Here is an 18,195-nt window from a genome sequence, read left to right as displayed (position 1 = left end):
TCCCCCTTATAAGTTAGTTCACTTTTAATTGAGCGTGTACCTCTGCTAAAGCATAAATGGCGTTTTTCACTTCTGTAGCTGAATTGTAAAAGTGAGGAGCGATTCTAATTACGTCATTGCGAGCGGATACAATATATCCGTGTTCCTTCATTCGTTTTTCAGCCTGCCCGGCGTTCGGAATGAAGAGGGCTGTATTTGAACCTTTTTTCGTAACATCAAGAGGACTTTTGATCGTTAATCCAGAATCTTTAGCCGCCTGAATGGCTACTTCCGATAAGGATTGTAGATACATTTCTACTTCTTTCATGTTCAATTGCAGTAATATATTTAATGCTGCCTTCGCTGCAAATCCATTAATCATGGGGAAGGTTCCCGAATCGAATCGTCTAGCTCCATCCGCATAAGTGCTATTTCGTATATCAAATGCAAAAGGGTTATTCTGACCAAACCAACCAGTGATGGAAGGAGTTAATGTCTCTGCTAACTCTTTACGAATATATAAGAAAGCTATACCTGGAATACCTAACATATATTTTTGCAAGCCTGTTGAAAGCATATCAATATCCATGGCTTTGACATCGATAGGGGTTTGTCCAGCAGATTGGTAAGCATCAACAAATAATAGACTCCCATTACTGTGTATAATTTTAGATAATTCAGATAAATCTTGTTTAAATCCGTTATAATAAGAAATATGTGAAGTGGATACAAGGAGTGTTTGGTCTGAAATCGCCTTTTCGTAATCTTCTAAGGAGATGGTTCCATCTTCTTTTGCTTCTAAATAGTTGATCTGGTAGCGTTCCTGGTGAGAAAGCCAGACATGACCAACGGTTGGGAAATCGAAATCCGTTACGAGTATCTCGTTTTTTTTGGCTTGTGGTTTTAGGCTTGTAGCAATGGCCGAAACGGCATGAGAAACAGATGAAACAATGGCGATCTCGCAAGGTTCTGCATTGATGAGCTGTGCGAATTGACTTCTCGCTTCTTCACAAGCAGTCATCCACATTTCCCAGTCCATCCCGCTTTGTTCCCATGAGTTCATATACTTCGTAACAGAAGCTTTTACCTCTTGGTGCAGAGAACTTTGAGAACAACTGGATAGCTGGCTGTACTGTTGCAAAATAGGAAATTCCTTTCGATACGCATCATAAAGATAAGACATGTTGTTATACATCCTTTCAGAGAGAGAGTAGGGGGATTTAATATGGATTTACTTGTCGAAAGCCTTTCACCATGGTTGGAAAATCTTCCTTTTGATTGGCAGGATATTGAGCAGTTTGGTCATAAGATTGAATGTAAGAAGCATCATGTCATTTTTAGACAGGAAGAAAGGGCTGATGCCATTTACATAGTGAAAAAAGGAAGAGTACGCTTATTTCTAACTTCAGAGGATGGGAGGGAGAAGGCCATAACAATCATCGGACAAAACGGTTTATTGGGTGAATGCGGCATTTCTTCCTCCGAAACCTACCTTACAGGTGCTATTACGGCAGCTCCTTCTATCATTCTGAAATATCCAATTCGTCAATTCGAACAAATTCTTCTTGAAGATAAGAAAAAAATGAAACAATGGATGGAATTGACGAATATAAAGATGAACATTTTAACAAAATCTTCGATCCAACTGTCATTTGGTCCATCGCATAGAAGAATTATTGAATCCTTACTACATCTGGCACTAACATTTGGACAGCAAGAGAGTGAGAAGAGCTTTATCATTTCCATCACATTTACACACCAAGAACTAGCGGATCTGGTAGGTACAACAAGAGTAACGGTTGTAAATACCTTAAATAAGCTTATAGAAGAAGGCTTCCTCCTGAAGAAAGAAAAGTACTATAAAATTCCTGACATCCATTCCCTGTCAAACTATAAATAAATCCCCTAATGTCAGTATAGTTTCTAAATGTAATAGAAACAGTAAAGTATTTTACATATATGGAAGCACCGGGGAAGCACCGGGACGGTTCTCATGCTTCCTTTCCTTATTTTTATAATTAAGTTTTTGTAATATTTAAACAATTATGGTAGATTTATTATATGGTAAGAAAGACTTGCTTAAACCTATCCTCCTTTCCACATCAAGTCCCTTTTTTATGCTGATCCTGTAAATTCTCACCCTCGCATGTATGTTCTAATCATGTTATTCACCCATCCAGTTCCATTCCACTACAAAAAACATTTTTAACCCCAGATAATTGCATAATCCCTATTGATCATCCCCATGTAATAAACATTGTTTATTTTCCTCATTAGGTGTTTCTTGATTTAACAACTCACCCAAAAAAGAAACTATCAGATAGATTAGAGGGGCACCGGCTAATCAAGTTGCCCCTCTCTTGATCAAGGGGAAGTATGGGTCGAAATGTTTCCGCTAATATTTAGGCTCCAATGAGCATTATTGTACATGTTCCGAGAAGCAAATTAAGACGCATAGAAGTCGTATATGTGGTCCTATTTGGATCAAATCGATATTTTGCTTTCATTGAAAGTAGTGAATTTGAGGAATCATGGTTTCAAAGGTATTGAGACATCATCGGAAATAAAGAAACAGGTGAGCGCTACAAGGGGAAGACAATATTGCCGCTATGGAAGTGTTCCTTTTGAGGAGTTAATCAAGAAAAGCCCATTAAAGCCTGAACAACAAAAGGATTTGCAGAAATTATCCATTCAGAAAGGACTCAGCAATCGTGTACAAATCAAAATCATCTAACTGGCAAGGACCATCTCCGACCTTCAGGGAGAAGAATGTATTTCCGATAAATCTCTCAATGAAGCTCTTTCATTACGAAAAATGGTACGACCGTCTATCGCATCGTTAACAGGGGAAGAGAAAAAAGTGATGACGTATAAATGATGAAACTTGGAGGTGAATGGGATGCCTCGGGATGCAAGGACGAAAAGCAAAAGTGGCATCTACCATGTGATCGTTAGGGGGGCGAATAAACAGGAAATCTTTCACGATGAGGAAGACCAGATGAAATTTCTGGGTATTTTGAAAAAATATAAAATCAAAACGGAAATAAGGATGTATGCCTGGTGCTTGATGGGGAATCATGTCCACCTTCTGTTGAAAGAGGGAAATGAAAGCATTTCAATCGTGATGAAGCGTATAGGTGTCAGCTACGCCAAGTATTACAACTGGAAATACAGAACAACCGGACATCTCTTCCAGGATCGATTCAAAAGTGAAAATGTTGAAAACAGCAAGTACCTCCTCATCGCCACAAGATACATTCACCAAAACCCTGTAAAAGCAGGAATCGTAAACCATCCCCATGAATGGAAGTGGAGCAGCTGCCTAGGCTATTATGGGAAGGAGAGCTACCCTCCGAACCTGCTTGATCCTCATTATCTATTAAATTTGTTTTCTCCTGACATTTCGGTTTCCCGGATGAGATTTAAAGAGTTTAATGAAAGAAATAATAATGATCAGTGCTTAGAAGATAGTGATTTTCATAAAAGGAGATTATCAGACGATGAAGCAAGAGAGGAAATCAGGAAATGCCTAGGAAGCTTGGAAATCCCACAAGTGAAGAGTTTGCCTAAGGAAGAACGAACGAAAGTTCTGAGAAAAGTAAAAGGGATCAATGGACTATCTCAAAGACAGGCTGCGAGGATTTTTGGCATTTCTCCGAATCTTGTATTTAAAGCATAAAAAACGTCTTGGAAGCAGGAGAACCGTCCCCATGCTTCCTACCAATATCCGATTGACGACTTCCCACTCTCCCATTATAGTACTTATATAACGTCTATTTAGCGACAATTTAAAATTGTCTAAAAACAAAGGGGATTACAAGGGGGAATTTGGATGAAGAAAAAGGAAATGTCTTTTGGGTTGGCAATTATTCCGCTGCTCGTCATGATTACGGTCATGGCCATCACGATCGTGGTGTTGGAGCAGGGGCCGCACATCCCGCTCATCATCGGGACGACCACGGCAGCGCTTGTTGCCTGGTTTGCCGGCTTCAAGTGGAAAGAGATTGAGGAGGCGATGTATAAGGGGATCCGCCTAGCTCTTCCGGCCGTTGTCATCATCATGCTGGTCGGATTGACGATCGGTGCCTGGATTGGAGGGGGCGTTGTGGCGACAATGATTTATTACGGGTTGAAAATGATCACGCCGTCCCTTTTTCTGCTGTCCATTGCGGTGATCTGTGCGATTGTCTCCCTTGCCATCGGGAGCTCATGGTCGACGATGGGGACGATCGGGGTGGCCGGCATGGGAATCGGGATGAGTATGGGGATTCCCGCTCCGATGATAGCCGGTGCCATTATCTCAGGGGCTTACTTTGGTGATAAAATGTCGCCGTTGTCGGATACGACGAATCTTGCTTCGGGACTGACCAACACCAATTTGTTTGTACATATCCGCCATATGCTATATACGACCATTCCCGGATTTGTCATCGCCCTTCTAGTGTATGCCTATCTCGGTAGGAATTTTGGAAAGAACGGGGTCGATACGGCAGAAATCGAGAATACGATCGGCGTTCTGCAGGACAGCTTTGTCGTGTCACCTTTCCTTTTGATTGTGCCACTTCTTGTCATTGTGCTCGTAGCGCGAAAGGTTCCTGCCATCCCGGCCCTGATAGTGGGGATCGTCCTGGGGGTCGGAGCACAGGTATTTATTCAAGGTGATTCGTTTGCTGATGCGGTTTCAGCCCTGCAAAGCGGATATGTGATTGAAACGGGGAATACGATGGTCGATGACCTGTTTTCCCGCGGTGGCCTTGATTCGATGATGTACACAGTATCCATGACGATCGTTGCCATGACCTTCGGGGGGATCCTCGAGCATACGGGCATGCTGTCGGCGATAGTCAATCAGATCCTGAAGGTGACCAAAACAGCGAAGGGTCTTGTGGCGTCCACTGTCGTTTCGTGCTTTGCCACCAATGCTTCCTGTTCAGAACAGTATATTTCGGTGGTCGTTCCTTCCCGGATGTATGCCAATGCTTATAAAGAAAAAGGACTGCATTCGAAGAATTTGTCCCGGGCTCTGGAGGACGGTGGGACGCTGACGTCGGTTTTCATCCCATGGAATACGTGCGGTGTGTTCATATTAGGGACTCTCGGTGTTCATGCATTTGAGTACGCCCCTTATGCGGTACTGAATTTCGTTGTGCCGGTCATTTCCATCATCTATGCATTCACCGGTTTCACCATTGAAAAGCTGAGTGAGACGGAAATGAAGGCAGCGGAACAGGAGGATGCGACGATTTCCTCCTGATGTGCTCAATAGATGGGGAAGGTCAGTTCATAGATGGCTCGGGGCCTTCCTTGGGAATAGGTCATTTCTTCTCCAGTGATCTTGGCTGACCCGTTGTCGACCAGTTTCTTCAAGATCCGTTCCGATGAGCGCCGGGTGATTTGAAGGTAATCCGACAGCTCTGCAGCCGTGAACTCCCGGGAGGAACGGGATTGTTGGAATTGAATGAGCTTGGACAAATTGGCAGGACTCATTTTCAATTGTTTCGCCAGTGTCAGCGAGTTGGGATGATTATTCTTTAATTGTTGCTTGCTCGTTTGTGCAGGGTAAGGACCGGACAGTTCTTTTTCTTCATTTAAGATAAAAGCGCAGCTTTCGGTCTTGTTCCGTTCTGCAAATGACAGGGCTGCCTCTGCGTTTGCCCTTGCCTGTTGTGCGGTGTCTCCATAGCCGAATCCGATGTGAATGCTATATCCATTCTCGAACAAAGTGGAGAATTCATCGGTTTCTAGAAAAGCCTCGATGCTTCCTCTATTGCTGTAGATTATATAGGAATCTTCCTCACTCTGGAGATTCCCTCTCATCAGGTGGGCCAGGGATTTAAGAGGAAGATTGTTTCTTTCATCATGTAAGGAAATAGTGGCAGCTGCGATAGTGGCTGCTTTTCGTTTAGACAGCTCGGCTTGGGAAACTGCTTCATGAATCGTACGTATAAGCGACTTTGTTGGATCAATCATTCTCATGCAGGGAATATCCAATTGAATCAGCTGATCATACACCGCATGGATGCTCGTCAAGGCAAGCTCCGTCTCACCTGATTCATACAGATGCCTGTGAAATTCCGTGAATTCTCTGATGTCGAAGTGGTGGGGCAGGCGTTCCCTGCAGTCCTTCACATGGCGGGGCGGATTCTTGAGATGCAGGTCCGATGCAACATGATCGATGATGGAGGTATCCATCAAATCAATTGATACCCTCTGGGGATGTATCCCATGATGGTGGAGGATATATAGTAAAGAGGTGACCAGTGCTGTTTCATCCTGCTCAAGGTAAAGAACAGGAATGGTGATGGGGCTCCATGCCTCTTTTGAAAAAAAGTATGGCAGCGCCCCAGAAAATAATAGCGCATCGCATGGAGTGATCGTTGTCAGCAGCTTGCTTGCTTCAGTGGGATCTGTGTAGATGTAGGGAATAATGTCAATGGTGGGAAGATCAGGCGCAATGGCTGTTACTACATGATGGGTGAAATCCTTTGAACCGATCAGGGCGATTTTCGTTTTCATAGGTTCTCCTTTCCTTAATAACGACTATATAACGACATTATACCAAGCCCAGCGAAAAGATGTTAGAAGAATAGGAGTGAGTTTGATATGATCATAAAGAAAATCAATTTGTATGCCATAAGACTGCCGCTTAAAGAGCCTTTTATTATCAGTTATCATACGTACGATGACATGCCTTCCATTATCGTCGAGATGGAGACGGATGAGGGGATCATCGGGTATGGCGAATCAGTTGCTGATGAGCATGTGACCGGAGAAACATGGGAAAGTACCTTCCAGGTGCTCAAATATACGCTTGCCCCGGCATTGATCGGCCGAGACCCTTTTCAAATCGAGAAGATCCATGAACTGATGGATCAAGCGATCTACAACGCGCCTGCTGCTAAGGCGGCCATCGATATCGCCTGCTACGACATTATAGGAAAAGCATTGGACCAGCCGGTTTATCAGCTGTTGGGCGGACGCTATCATGAAGCGTTTCCCTTGACCCACGTGTTAAGCATAACAGAGCCTGCGCAAATGGCAGAGGAAGCGGCCAGGATGATAGAAGCAGGTTTTGCATCTCTTAAGATGAAGGTCGGGACAGCTATCGACCAGGATATTGAGCGGATCAGGGCGGTCCGGGAACGAGTGGGCCGCGATGTACCGATCCGGGTAGACGTCAACCAGGGATGGATGAACAGCAGCAGGACTTTGAAGGCCATTCGCTTTCTTGAAGAACTGGGCATCGATTGGCTCGAGCAACCTGTAGCAGCCGATGATATCGAAGGCATGGTCAGGATCAAATCGATGACCACTCTCCCGCTAATGATCGACGAAGGTTTAAAGGGAAAACGTGAGATGCGTGATATCATTCAAAAGCAGGCAGCGGATAAAGTAAATATTAAATTGATGAAATGCGGAGGAATCTATCCTGCAGTCATGCTCACTCATATGGCTGAGATGGCGGGTATGGAATGCCAGGTCGGATCGATGGTGGAATCATCTATCGCGTCAGCGGCTGGATTCCACGTCGCGTTTTCCAAAAAAGCGATCACGAGTGTAGAATTGACTGGCCCGATTAAGTTTTCCAAGGATATCGGGGATCTCCAAAATGATATTCCATTCATCCGCCTGAACGAAAAAGCGGGCCTTGGGGTGAAGGTGGATAAAGGGATATTGAATGAATTGACCAAGTATACAAGTGACATAGAGTAAGGAGATGTAAAGCATGGAGCAACTATTCGAAGGCGTTTTGGAAAAGACGAAAGAACCTTATACAGTACGTTTGTTGGAGATGGAGCATTTACGGCAAATACTCGATCTGCAGGAGACAGTGGTGGAGGAGCTCAATGAAAAATCGACTCTGCAGCCCCTCAGTCAAGAGGAATTCATTTATATCCTGGAGGGGAATGGACTGATGATCGGAGCCTTCACGGGGAGTGGACTCATTGCTTTCCGCGCTTTGTTGATCCCGCACATAGATGACGAGCATCTTGGCCTTGATATCGGGTTGGCCACTGAGGAGCTTCCACAGGTTATCTACCAGGAAATATCGATCGTACATCCGATGTACAGAGGGAACCGCCTCCAACAGACACTGGCGTACCTGATCATGGATGAAGTGAAGAACCTGGACCGGACCTTCACCTATGTAGCCTGCACAGTCGCTCCCTTCAATATCCCGAGTATGAAAGACAAATTCAAACAGGGCATGCACATCGCTGCCCTGAAACATAAATATGACCATCAACTGCGCTACATCTTCGTCAAACGACTCGACGGCAAAGATGAAAGAGAGATGTACAACATGGAGAAAGTACCGATGGCTGATGTCTCGAAACAACAGGAATTATTAAAAGCCGGATGGCGTGGAATATCACTCGAATCAGAAAACAATGTTGTATACGTGAAGGGTTAAGCGGACACGGGGGAAGCATCGGGACGGTTCTCGTGCTTCCTTTTTTTGAACTATGAAATTGTTGAATCTAGGATATGAGTTTGAAAAGGTGTTTTCCCATTTTGATATGTTTTAAATTTAAATTGTTCTTAATACTTGATTTTCGGACCGAATCTTATTAGCTTCATCTATTAATATTGCAATGATTTTTTAATTTTCATTTCCCGATTCATAAGAAGTTCCCTCCCATTGATACTTATGAGGGAAGCTTCAAACTCACATACAAAGCACCTATAATATGAACCTTCCCCTCCAGCTTCTCATAAATTCGTTCCCAGATTGATAAATAAATAGACTGTAATATTTAAAGATTAACTGTTCATACTTTACAACATCCTCCAAATCAATTGATTCCTATTACCTTCTCGACTAAATTAAATTTAATTCATCTGCTTTTTTCTATTTTTGTAAACGTTTACAAAAAGGAGATTAGTAGTTTCTAATTCATGAAGGGGGTGGATTGGAACGAGGCGATAAAAGGATTGATCCATTCATAATAGGAGGTTGAGCAATGGAAATGAAGAACGGTTATAAAAGAATGGTTGGAAGTTTCATGTTTTTCGTTTTGTTTCTATTTCCCATGGCAGTATTGGCGGAAGGTCCCACTTCTTCTCATTGGTATCCGGAAGGTCTTCTAGAATGGTCGCCTGACCAGGATCCGGACGCAGCCTACAACAGGTCCATGGTTCCTATGGCGAAACGGGTAGAGTCAAGTGAAGGTACCGATTCTGCACGTGTTGTAGCTTTATCTGCTTTGAACCCTCATACAAGTGGAGTACCTTCTCAAGGAGGAGAGGAGTTTTATGCGAATACATTTGCTTTTTGGCAATATGTAGACGTGATGGTGTACTGGGCAGGTTCTTCTGGAGAAGGTATCATCGTGCCACCGAGTGCTGATGTGATCGATGCTTCTCACCGTAACGGGGTACCGATTTTAGGAAACGTCTTTTTCCCGCCAAAAGTGTATGGCGGAAAAGAAGAGTGGGTCGATCAAATGTTGACTCAGCGGGAGGATGGGTCGTTCCCGGCTGCTGACAAGTTGCTTGAAGTAGCAGTATATTATGGGTTTGACGGCTGGTTTATTAATCAGGAGACCGAGGGTGGAGACGAGGAGCGAGCTGAGAAGATGCAAGAGTTTCTTATCTACCTTCAGAATCATAAGCCAAAGGACTTTGAGATTATGTGGTATGATTCGATGGTGAAATCAGGCGAAATAGATTGGCAGAACTATTTGACGGATGAGAATACGTACTTTCTGCAAGATGAGGGCCAACGTGTATCCGACAGTATGTTCCTGAATTTCTGGTGGAGGGGTGAAAGTCAAGAACGCTCGTATGAAAAGGCGTTGGAAATTGGACGATTTCCTTTCGATTTGTATTCAGGAATAGATGTGGAAGCAAACGGGACTCAAACCTCGGTGAAGTGGGACAACCTATTCAGGGAGGACGGTTCTCCTTGGACATCTCTTGGTATTTATCGCCCGGATTGGGCATTTAAATCGTCAAGTGCGATGAACGAGTTTTATCAAAAAGAAGAAGCGTTTTGGACAGGGGATCCTGAAGTGAATTGGCCTGGAATTTCAAGTCATTTTTCTGAAAAGACAACGATTCAGTCGCTTCCATTCACGACGAACTTTAATACGGGGAGTGGAGAATTCTTTGCCATTGACGGAGAAAAGTTATCTGAACGGGAGTGGAATAACCGAAGTCTCCAAGACATTTTACCGACTTGGCGTTGGAAAGTGGAAGGTGAAGGCGAATTATTAGGTCCAGCCTATGATTGGAGTACGTCTTACTACGGTGGGAGTTCATTGAAAGTTCAAGGCACGCGTGACGAGAATAGCAAGACAACTCTGTCTCTTTATGAAACAGATGTGGAAATTACCAAAGACACAAAGTTTTCGATTACGTATAAAACGGATGAAAAGAAACCAGAGATGGACGTACAACTAGGCTTTGATTATGATAAGACTTCCTTATTAAAAGTGAAAAAGAAGAGTCGCGGAGATTGGGTCACACAAACGTTTAATCTCACAAAATTTAAGGGAAAACGTCTTTCCTCCGTATCCCTTCACTTCGATAAAGTTAAAAAACCTGAGGATTATGAAATCCATATAGGAGAAATGAAGATTTACAATGATAAAGATGGAAAAGATAAGCCTCGAAAGCCAACAGGTTTTGAGGTCTCTCAAGTACATTTTGCAGATGGTTTATATGCGGATGTCAGGTTGTCATGGAATAAAATGGACGAAGTTAAACATTATGAGGTGTACAGAATTCATTCAGATGGTTCCAAAGAATGGGTAGGAGCAACTCCAAACCATGTCTTAGCCTTAAATGATTTGAAAAGGAATGGAAAAGAAGAAATTACTTCTTATGAGGTGGTACCAGTAGGCGAAGAGCTTGTAAGAGGAGAAGGCAGTGTCGTCACGATGGACTGGCCAGCCTATCCAAAGCCGGAAGCAGACTTTCGGGTCGATCAAACGGTTATACGCCCAGGGGATAAGATACAATTCTTCAGTGAAGCTTCAGAAGTCACGGAAGAGTGGGAATGGCAGTTCGAGGGCGGTCAGCCGGGGGTTAGTTCAGAGGAAAACCCTGTTGTTCAATATCTAGAGGAGGGGTTATTTTCAGTTACGTTGACGGCTCGGAATACATCGGGCGAAGATGTCATGACGAAACAAGCGTATATTTTCGTCTCTGAAGACGCGGATGCGATTGAAAATGTTGCCTTGAATAAAGCGACTGAATCAAGTGGTGCCTGTGCTCCAAGTGAAGGAGCAGATAAGGCTGTTGATGGGGTAGTGGAGAATAACAGTAAATGGTGTGCGCTTGGAACGGATCAGTGGATGATGGTTGATTTACAAGATACGTATCATTTATCTAAATTCATCGTGAAACATGCTGAAGCAGGAGGAGAATCTCCGGCGTTTAACACGAAATCCTTTGTTATAGAGACAAGTATGGATGGAGAAGCGTGGGAAGAGAACGTAAGCGTGGATGATAATCAAGCCTCTGTTACCGAGCATACGATACCGGTGACAGAAGCTCGCTTCGTTCGTTTATCGATAAACGAACCTACTCAAACAGGGGATCAGGCTGCACGGATTTACGAGATGGAAGTTTACGGATTTTAAATGGAAGGAAAGAGCGGAGACGTTCTTTCCTTTTTTAGGCTGTTAAACTTATATTCTTCACATGAAAACGGTCATCTTCCCATCTCTTTTCATATTCTCTAACTCCTAAATTTGGCGAAACTTAAAAAGGTAAATGGAGCAAATGGATTGAATAAATACTAAAGCAGATTAATTCTGATCATATCCTAATGAAAAAGGTGAGAATATGAAAAAGCATAATCAATCTATTCATCAAATGCCAGATCTTCCCCAAAACCCCCCACTGGATTGGAAATTCATCGCCAACCGATTCAACAGCCATATCTTAGATGAAAAAAACAACGTGATGTTTACAGACTCCCAAGGATTTAAACGATTCGGTGCATTTGTAGAAGATGGAAATCACGAGCTTATTACATATGGAGGTATTATACTTGGAAAACGGTTAAGAGGTGACCTTGTTGAGGAATTCTTGCCAACATTAAAGACCTATTTCAGTGATGAATATTCCATTTTTCTAAACCATCCCGCCAACAACAAAGAAGAATACTGGTATCTAATGCTGGTCAATTGCTATGCGTTTGAAATCATTCGCCAGTCATTACATGATCAGGAAGAGTATTTACGACTGGTCGAGCGAAGTATAGAAACATTAATGAACATTGCAAAGGTTAATGATTATAACTTTAATGATCAAGGCTTTGACTTTTCTACCCATCAGCCATTTACGAATAAGAATTTCTATCGGCAGCCTGATACGGTTGGTGCATATTCTTATTTAATGTTGGTTGGCTATGAAGTATTTGGTGAAGAGAAATATTTACAGGAAGCCTTGATAGCCATGAAGCATTATCAATCCTTTACAGATAATCCATGGTATGAGATCCCAAGTGGTGCCATGGCTGTATTAGCAGCCACTCGGTTGATTCACTTAGGTTATTCATTTGACTTAGAGAAGATCGTTGATTTTACTATGGACCCGGAGCAAGGATGTCTGCACATAGGAAAATGGGGAGATGAAGAAATTAACGGGTTGATGCGGGGATGGAGAGGATACTCAAGAGAGGAAGCTTCTCAGACAGCTTATAGCTTAGAGTCCCTTCTTCTGCTCCCTTTCTTACTGCCTGTTGCCGGCTACCAAAAGGAGCTTGCTGAAACGATCGGGAAGTATGCTCTTCATGTCGCAGCAAATGCGCGGCTTTTCTTTGGGGATTATCTGGATGCAGATTTTCAAAGCCGACCGGATTTGCCAACTGATGTACCATACGAGACCTTACACTGTGATAAAAACGGAAAATCTCCATATGCATTTGGTGACTTTCATACCCATAAGTCTGTTTATGGCGGGGCCTATACCCTTTGGTGGGACGCAATGGTGGAGAAAACAAGTGAACCCAATATTCTTCAGTTGAACATCTCTCGAACAGACTTTTTTAGACCGGAATGTCCTCCGTTGTATATGTACTATAATCCCTATCCTGAAGATAAAATTGCCAAAGTAAACCTAAAAGGGAATCTATTCAACGTAGGGGCTCAAGCATTTATGGATTCGAATGAACTGACCATAGAGGCAAAAGGTGTAGCATTTGTTCGTGTATTTGATTTAAATTAAAAAACTGACCTAAAGATTGGTTCCCCCTTTCTTTAGGTCTGTTTTATTATGAGGATTAGGCTTTCACTATGGGAGCCACGGTAGAGTCTCTTTTAATTAATTCTGAAGAAATCAAAATCTCTTGAAAAGGTTCCCCACGATTTTCCATTCTCCAACACAGTTGTTCCACGGCTTTCTTACCATATAGCTCTAAGTCGATATCCATCGTAGTAATTTTAGGGTTGGCTAACTGTGAGAGTTGACCATTATCATAGCTACAAACAGAAGCATCCTGGGGGACTTTTAATCCCTGCTGCTGAAGGCATGAGTTCACGAGAAACCCCAGTCCGTCGTTTACACAGAACCAAGCTGTCGGTTTATTCGTCAGGTTCTGAATATAATCGTAAATGATGCTTTCTTCTTCTATGGCATCAGTAAACATTATGGGTTCAGCTGGTGTCAGTTGGTGATCCCGTAATGCATGGATATATCCCTCATATCGCTCCTGGTAACTTGGGGAGTACTCGACATTTCCTACATATGCAATTTCTTTGTGTCCTAGTTTTATCAAATGTTCGACGGCAGTATAGGCACCGAATCGATTATTGGTAATAATCACATCCGACTGATTCGTCGGATGATGGTGATCAATCATAACGGTCGGTATTCCTGTAGCAATGACTTTATTGATGTAGTCGTTGCTGATATGTGAAAGAATGATAATGCCGTCCACCGATTTATTCTCTATGAAAGAAGGGAGAATCAGTTGTATCGTCGATTCCTTGTTGATCGACTGAATCTGCAATGTCATCCCTCTCTGAACCACTTCCTTTTCAATGCTTAAGAATATCTCACCAAAGAAGCTTTTCAGGGAGAAGGCCAAGTCCGATGCGATGAGAGCGATTCTTCCTTTTTTCTTCCCGTTTGATAACTGACGGGATTTAGGATAATCATAACCCAGCTCGTTTGCAGCATTCTTTACCATTTCTCTTGTTTCTTCACTGACTCCGGGCTTTCCTGTCAATGCTTGTGAAACAGAGTTCTTCGATATATTTAAACGATTGGCAATGTCTTGCATCGTTACTTTCTTCTTCATCATTTTCACTCGCAATCTGCTAAACGATTAATTTCTTCTCTAGTTCTACTGTAATATTCTTCATGATCCACATAACTCCATAACAAAATGGCCCGATGGCGAAGAATAATGAAATAAATGGAATGATATATACTAGTATACCAGTTACGGCTACCATACTAATAAGGAAAAGGGTTGTTTTGATGTTAAATAATGTATAGCCATATGCAAGTTTTAATAGTCCTCTAAGTGGAACTTCTAAACGGGACAGTATGGGGTAGAGATATAAGGCTGCGATGCCGTTTGTAATCAGAATCAAATAACATAGTGGAGTAACATAAGAGCCGATTTCATGACCGGCAAGAAATAAGATATCGCCAATGACGATGGACGTTATCATTAATTGAATGGTCCAAGGAAGCAGGGCTTGACGAAAGTTTCCTTTCACTGCTGAGAAATAGTCCTTTGTGACGGAGATAGCCTTCTCTCGATGTAACTTCCCCATCACACTGAACACGGCTGTCAGTGCAGGACCGACCGGCAGCAAGCTGACTAGAAGAAGGCCCCAGCTGAATAGATTGGCAGGATTCCAGAAAAATTGCAAGACCATCCAAAATGGTACGGTGAACAGGAAGAAATAGATATTGGTCAGTAAGAACCAATACGTGAAATTAAGAATGCGATAAAAGATATTTTCGTTCAAGTCTTTTGAGAGATTCATACGTGTCATCTCCATTGTAATAGAATAAAAGCAGGGATAAAGAGAGTAATCCTCCTCACCCCCCCCGGGTGTTCACCCTTTGATTCCGGTTACGGTAATCCCTTCGACAAAGTGCTTCTGCATTGAGAAGAAGATCACAATGGTCGGAAGCAGTACGAGTAAGGAAGCGGCCATTAAAGGACCCCATTCTACCTTCGTCATCCCGTTAAACATGGCTAGTCCAAGCTGTAGGGTAAACTTACTGGAGTCATTTAAGTACATTAATGGACCCAATAGATCGTTCCACGAGCCCTGGAAAGAAAATAAACCGATCGTAATCAGAGCGGGCTTGGACAGTGGCAGGAAAATCTTATAGAAAATCTGAAACCTGTTCGCTCCGTCCATGACAGCTGATTCTTCCAGCTCTTTCGGTATGGACATGAAAAACTGACGTAGTAAAAAGATAAACACGGCTTGCCCACCAAAGAAGGAAGGGACGATAAGCGGTTTGAACGTGTTAATCCAGCCGATTTCACTGAACATGATGAAAACGGGAATCATCGTTATTTCTCCAGGTAACATAATGGTAGAAAGCAAGATTACGAACCAAAAGTTCTTTCCTGGAAAGTTAAATCGTGCGAATCCATAAGCGACGAGTGCAGATACGAATACCTCGGCAAACATTCGGAACCCGGTGATAATGACGGTGTTCTTAAAGTAAAGGAAGAAAGGGATATCCGTTACAGCCCGCTTATAGTTCTCCCATTCAAAGGTTTCCGGAATCCATTTCGGGGGGATTTCAAAGATGATGTCCCCTGACTTCAATGAAGTCGAAATCATCCAGAACAAAGGCAGGATGGTCGCGATGGATGCAAGGATTAAGAATAGATAGACGAATAACGATTCGACTTTTTTGCGTTGCTGATTCGTCATTGTTGTAGCTGACAAGTTCTTTCACCTCCTGAATCTAGGATCTTTTCTTAAATAATGTGAACTTCCGTTTTTTCTTCTGAGAAGGTTCGACTTCACCTGCATAGAACACCCATAGAGATGAAGATTTAAAGACAAACAGTGTCAGGAGAAGGATAATGATAAACAGGACCCAGGCCATGGCTGTTGCGTATCCCATCTTATAATAGTTAAAGGCATTTTCATAAAGATAGACCATATAGAATTGACCTTGGTTTCCAGCCCCTCCAATGATATAAGCATCATTGAACTTTCGGAATGAGCCGACGATTCCCATGACAAGATTGTAGAAAATGACAGGACTTAGCATCGGAATCGTAATCTTGGTGAATTTCGTCCACCAATTCGCCCCATCTATTTCCGCAGATTCATAGAGGCTGCGGGGAATATCCTGAAGTCCGGCAAGATAGGTAAGCATTCCGCCGCCTGCGCCCCAAATGGCCATCATAATATAGGAAGGGAGTACCCAATTAGGGTCGCCGAGCCAGTTCGGACCGTCAATCCCTATGTAAGAGAGTAGTAGATTAATAAGACCGTATTCCGGATCAAGGATCCAACGCCATAACAGGGCGATGGAAACACCTGATACGACTGCTGGCATGTATAGAGCCGTTCGGAAGAAATAGACTCCTTTTACCTTTATATTCACTATGGCAGCAATCGTCAGGGAGGACATGATACCCAAAGGAATGGCAAATAGAGCATAAATACAGGTTACTTTAAGTGAATTTAAGAAGTTGGGATCGTTAAATAAGTCTACATAGTTTTGAAGTCCGATGAACGTTGGATCCGTAAACGAGTTCCAATCGGTAAATCCGATATAGAAAGCGAAGGATATTGGGAATAACGTGAAAATAAGAAACCCGAGAATATAGGGTGATATAAATAATAGTCCTTCATATTTCTTTAGCTTATTCATGTTTATCAACACCTTTTGAAAAAGAATAAGCTGATTTACACCAGCTTATTCTCTTAAATTATGTTATTGGCCCAGAATTTTTCGTAGAGCGTCCGCTGTTTCTTTCGCAGCATCTTCAGGAGATTTATCTCCTAGTAAGATTGGTTCGTATAGGTATTGCCAGATAGCTGTATCGATTTCAGCTTGTTTGCTTTGGTTATGATATCCTCTGGAATATTCCGATGCTTTTTTCATGACATCGAGTGCGTATTCCTTTTCCGGTCGGATGTCTGCTACATTTTCTAAATCTGATTTAGTTGGAGGAAGGATCTTCCACTCATGCATGGCATTCGTTAAATCGATGAGTGCCTCTGCCGCAACGTCTTTATTCTTTGTATTGCTCGACATAACGGTATCTGCAATCCAGCTGAATGTCGCCTGCTCTGTAGCGTGAGGAACCTCGGTCATGCCGACTTCAAATGTATCGCCGATTTGCTTTTCGAAATCGTCCCCGGCACCGCCAAAGAACATTCCGATCTTGCCTGTTTTGAACATTTCAGGTCCGCCTGTGTTTTGGGACTGGGTCTTGTCTGGAGCGACCTTGTCTTTGTTGATCAGCTGGTCAAATTTTTTGATACCGTTAATGGCTTCTGGCTCATCGATTTTCACGTTACCGTCTTTATCGATGATTTCTCCGCCATACGTCCATACCCAAGTTGAAATGGGTGGCCATCCATCAATATTGGTTCCGTATTGATCCGTTTTGCCGTCACCATCTGTATCCTTGGTAATGGCTTTCGCTGTTTTCGAGAAATCGTCCCAAGTCCAGTCTGCTTGAGGAACTTCTACGCCTTCTTTTTCAAATAGAGATTTATTGTAATACAACATGATGGGTTGGTTAATCCAAGGAAGTCCGTACAGCTTCTCATTCAATTGCCCAATGGCTAATGGGCCTTCGAAATAATCGTCCATGTCAACTTCTTTATGATCTTTGACATATTCATCAAGTGGGGAGATCACACCCAGTTCAGCATACATGGGTATGTATTCTTGTGAAAGCCAGAAGAGGTCAGGTGCTTGTTTAGCTGACGCCATCGTCTGGATTTTCTTGTAATAGTCGGCAGGAATACTTTGAATCGTTAAATTGTACTCATCTGATTCTTCGTTCAGTTGATCAACAATATCCTGGAACTCTTTCAATTCTGTTGCTCCAGCCCATGTTCCCACTTTTAATTCTACCGGACCTCCGTTTTCACCGGTGCTGCCTTCTTCTGAGTTTGAACAGCCTGCAACCAGTAAAGAAGACACTAATAGTCCTGCAGTAAGCTTTGAAAACCATTTTCCCTTCATCCCTTAACCCCCATTGTTAATAGTTTGATAGCGTTATCATTTTACTGAATGACAACAAAAGGT

Annotated in this window: 15 protein-coding genes; 8 read left to right on the top strand and 7 right to left on the bottom strand. The window is 42.8% G+C overall.

Annotated elements, in window-relative coordinates; genetic code table 11:
- Positions 1–13 precede the first annotated feature (13 nt).
- The gene (locus ACYH0O_RS23190) at positions 14–1,162 is read right to left on the bottom strand and encodes an aminotransferase class V-fold PLP-dependent enzyme (RefSeq protein ID WP_482630504.1); all 1,149 of its coding nucleotides are present in this window, start codon (positions 1,160–1,162) and stop codon (positions 14–16) included.
- 42 nt (positions 1,163–1,204) lie between these two features.
- Between ACYH0O_RS23190 and ACYH0O_RS23185 the strand changes: the two genes are divergently transcribed.
- The 4 genes from ACYH0O_RS23185 to nhaC all read left to right on the top strand — a co-directional run bounded on the left by ACYH0O_RS23185 (position 1,205) and on the right by nhaC (position 5,233).
- A complete protein-coding gene (locus ACYH0O_RS23185) occupies positions 1,205–1,879 on the top strand; it encodes a Crp/Fnr family transcriptional regulator (RefSeq protein ID WP_482630503.1) in 675 nt (224 codons plus the stop codon).
- 579 nt (positions 1,880–2,458) lie between these two features.
- Complete coding sequence (locus ACYH0O_RS23180; protein ID WP_482630502.1) at positions 2,459–2,713, top strand: hypothetical protein; 255 nt, start codon at positions 2,459–2,461, stop codon at positions 2,711–2,713.
- Between the two features lie 165 nt (positions 2,714–2,878).
- Complete coding sequence (locus ACYH0O_RS23175) at positions 2,879–3,658, top strand: transposase (protein WP_482630501.1); 780 nt, start codon at positions 2,879–2,881, stop codon at positions 3,656–3,658.
- A 153-nt stretch (positions 3,659–3,811) separates the two neighbouring features.
- Positions 3,812–5,233 (top strand): Na+/H+ antiporter NhaC, encoded by a 1,422-nt coding sequence (gene nhaC / locus ACYH0O_RS23170; RefSeq protein ID WP_149154694.1) that lies wholly within the window; start codon positions 3,812–3,814, stop codon positions 5,231–5,233.
- 5 nt (positions 5,234–5,238) lie between these two features.
- Here the strand turns inward: nhaC and ACYH0O_RS23165 are convergent, their stop codons facing one another.
- Positions 5,239–6,495 (bottom strand): transcriptional regulator, encoded by a 1,257-nt coding sequence (locus ACYH0O_RS23165; protein ID WP_482630500.1) that lies wholly within the window; start codon positions 6,493–6,495, stop codon positions 5,239–5,241.
- Between the two features lie 87 nt (positions 6,496–6,582).
- Between ACYH0O_RS23165 and ACYH0O_RS23160 the strand changes: the two genes are divergently transcribed.
- The 4 genes from ACYH0O_RS23160 to ACYH0O_RS23145 all read left to right on the top strand — a co-directional run bounded on the left by ACYH0O_RS23160 (position 6,583) and on the right by ACYH0O_RS23145 (position 13,161).
- Positions 6,583–7,692 carry a mandelate racemase/muconate lactonizing enzyme family protein gene (locus tag ACYH0O_RS23160; RefSeq protein WP_482630499.1) on the top strand — a complete coding sequence of 370 codons (1,110 nt, stop codon included), beginning with the start codon at positions 6,583–6,585 and terminating at the stop codon, positions 7,690–7,692.
- A 13-nt stretch (positions 7,693–7,705) separates the two neighbouring features.
- The gene (locus ACYH0O_RS23155) at positions 7,706–8,395 is read left to right on the top strand and encodes a GNAT family N-acetyltransferase (RefSeq protein WP_482630498.1); all 690 of its coding nucleotides are present in this window, start codon (positions 7,706–7,708) and stop codon (positions 8,393–8,395) included.
- A 550-nt stretch (positions 8,396–8,945) separates the two neighbouring features.
- The gene (locus tag ACYH0O_RS23150) at positions 8,946–11,570 is read left to right on the top strand and encodes an endo-beta-N-acetylglucosaminidase (protein WP_482630497.1); all 2,625 of its coding nucleotides are present in this window, start codon (positions 8,946–8,948) and stop codon (positions 11,568–11,570) included.
- Between the two features lie 205 nt (positions 11,571–11,775).
- On the top strand, positions 11,776–13,161 hold the full coding sequence (locus tag ACYH0O_RS23145; protein ID WP_482630496.1) for a hypothetical protein: 1,386 nt from the start codon (positions 11,776–11,778) through the stop codon (positions 13,159–13,161).
- 55 nt (positions 13,162–13,216) lie between these two features.
- Here ACYH0O_RS23145 and ACYH0O_RS23140 read toward each other — a convergent pair whose 3' ends face one another.
- From ACYH0O_RS23140 to ACYH0O_RS23120, 5 genes are all read right to left on the bottom strand, one after another.
- Entirely contained in the window at positions 13,217–14,236 is a 1,020-nt protein-coding gene (locus ACYH0O_RS23140; RefSeq protein ID WP_482632651.1) for a LacI family DNA-binding transcriptional regulator, read from the bottom strand.
- A gap of 19 nt (positions 14,237–14,255) precedes the next feature.
- Positions 14,256–14,936 (bottom strand): YesL family protein, encoded by a 681-nt coding sequence (locus tag ACYH0O_RS23135; RefSeq protein ID WP_482630495.1) that lies wholly within the window; start codon positions 14,934–14,936, stop codon positions 14,256–14,258.
- A 72-nt stretch (positions 14,937–15,008) separates the two neighbouring features.
- Positions 15,009–15,863 carry a carbohydrate ABC transporter permease gene (locus tag ACYH0O_RS23130; protein WP_482630494.1) on the bottom strand — a complete coding sequence of 285 codons (855 nt, stop codon included), beginning with the start codon at positions 15,861–15,863 and terminating at the stop codon, positions 15,009–15,011.
- 19 nt (positions 15,864–15,882) lie between these two features.
- Positions 15,883–16,803 (bottom strand): carbohydrate ABC transporter permease, encoded by a 921-nt coding sequence (locus ACYH0O_RS23125; RefSeq protein ID WP_482630493.1) that lies wholly within the window; start codon positions 16,801–16,803, stop codon positions 15,883–15,885.
- A 63-nt stretch (positions 16,804–16,866) separates the two neighbouring features.
- Positions 16,867–18,132 carry an ABC transporter substrate-binding protein gene (locus ACYH0O_RS23120; protein WP_482630492.1) on the bottom strand — a complete coding sequence of 422 codons (1,266 nt, stop codon included), beginning with the start codon at positions 18,130–18,132 and terminating at the stop codon, positions 16,867–16,869.
- Between the last annotated feature and the right edge of the window lie 63 nt (positions 18,133–18,195).

This window comes from Rossellomorea sp. H136 (assembly GCF_056838065.1).
Note: the sequence above shows the minus strand (reverse complement) of the source record. Positions and strands in the feature narration are given on the sequence as shown.

Bases quoted from the DNA above. Each gene is read 5' to 3' on its own strand.
- ACYH0O_RS23190 (WP_482630504.1), bottom strand. From the start codon at position 1,162: ATGTCTTATCTTTATGATGCGTATCGAAAGGAATTTCCTATTTTGCAA.
- nhaC (WP_149154694.1), top strand. From the start codon at position 3,812: ATGAAGAAAAAGGAAATGTCTTTTGGGTTGGCAATTATTCCGCTGCTC.
- ACYH0O_RS23175 (WP_482630501.1), top strand. From the start codon at position 2,879: ATGCCTCGGGATGCAAGGACGAAAAGCAAAAGTGGCATCTACCATGTG.
- ACYH0O_RS23185 (WP_482630503.1), top strand. From the start codon at position 1,205: ATGGATTTACTTGTCGAAAGCCTTTCACCATGGTTGGAAAATCTTCCT.
- ACYH0O_RS23155 (WP_482630498.1), top strand. From the start codon at position 7,706: ATGGAGCAACTATTCGAAGGCGTTTTGGAAAAGACGAAAGAACCTTAT.
- ACYH0O_RS23140 (WP_482632651.1), bottom strand. From the start codon at position 14,236: ATGAAGAAGAAAGTAACGATGCAAGACATTGCCAATCGTTTAAATATA.
- ACYH0O_RS23160 (WP_482630499.1), top strand. From the start codon at position 6,583: ATGATCATAAAGAAAATCAATTTGTATGCCATAAGACTGCCGCTTAAA.
- ACYH0O_RS23145 (WP_482630496.1), top strand. From the start codon at position 11,776: ATGAAAAAGCATAATCAATCTATTCATCAAATGCCAGATCTTCCCCAA.
- ACYH0O_RS23165 (WP_482630500.1), bottom strand. From the start codon at position 6,495: ATGAAAACGAAAATCGCCCTGATCGGTTCAAAGGATTTCACCCATCAT.
- ACYH0O_RS23125 (WP_482630493.1), bottom strand. From the start codon at position 16,803: ATGAATAAGCTAAAGAAATATGAAGGACTATTATTTATATCACCCTAT.
- ACYH0O_RS23150 (WP_482630497.1), top strand. From the start codon at position 8,946: ATGGAAATGAAGAACGGTTATAAAAGAATGGTTGGAAGTTTCATGTTT.
- ACYH0O_RS23120 (WP_482630492.1), bottom strand. From the start codon at position 18,132: ATGAAGGGAAAATGGTTTTCAAAGCTTACTGCAGGACTATTAGTGTCT.
- ACYH0O_RS23135 (WP_482630495.1), bottom strand. From the start codon at position 14,936: ATGAATCTCTCAAAAGACTTGAACGAAAATATCTTTTATCGCATTCTT.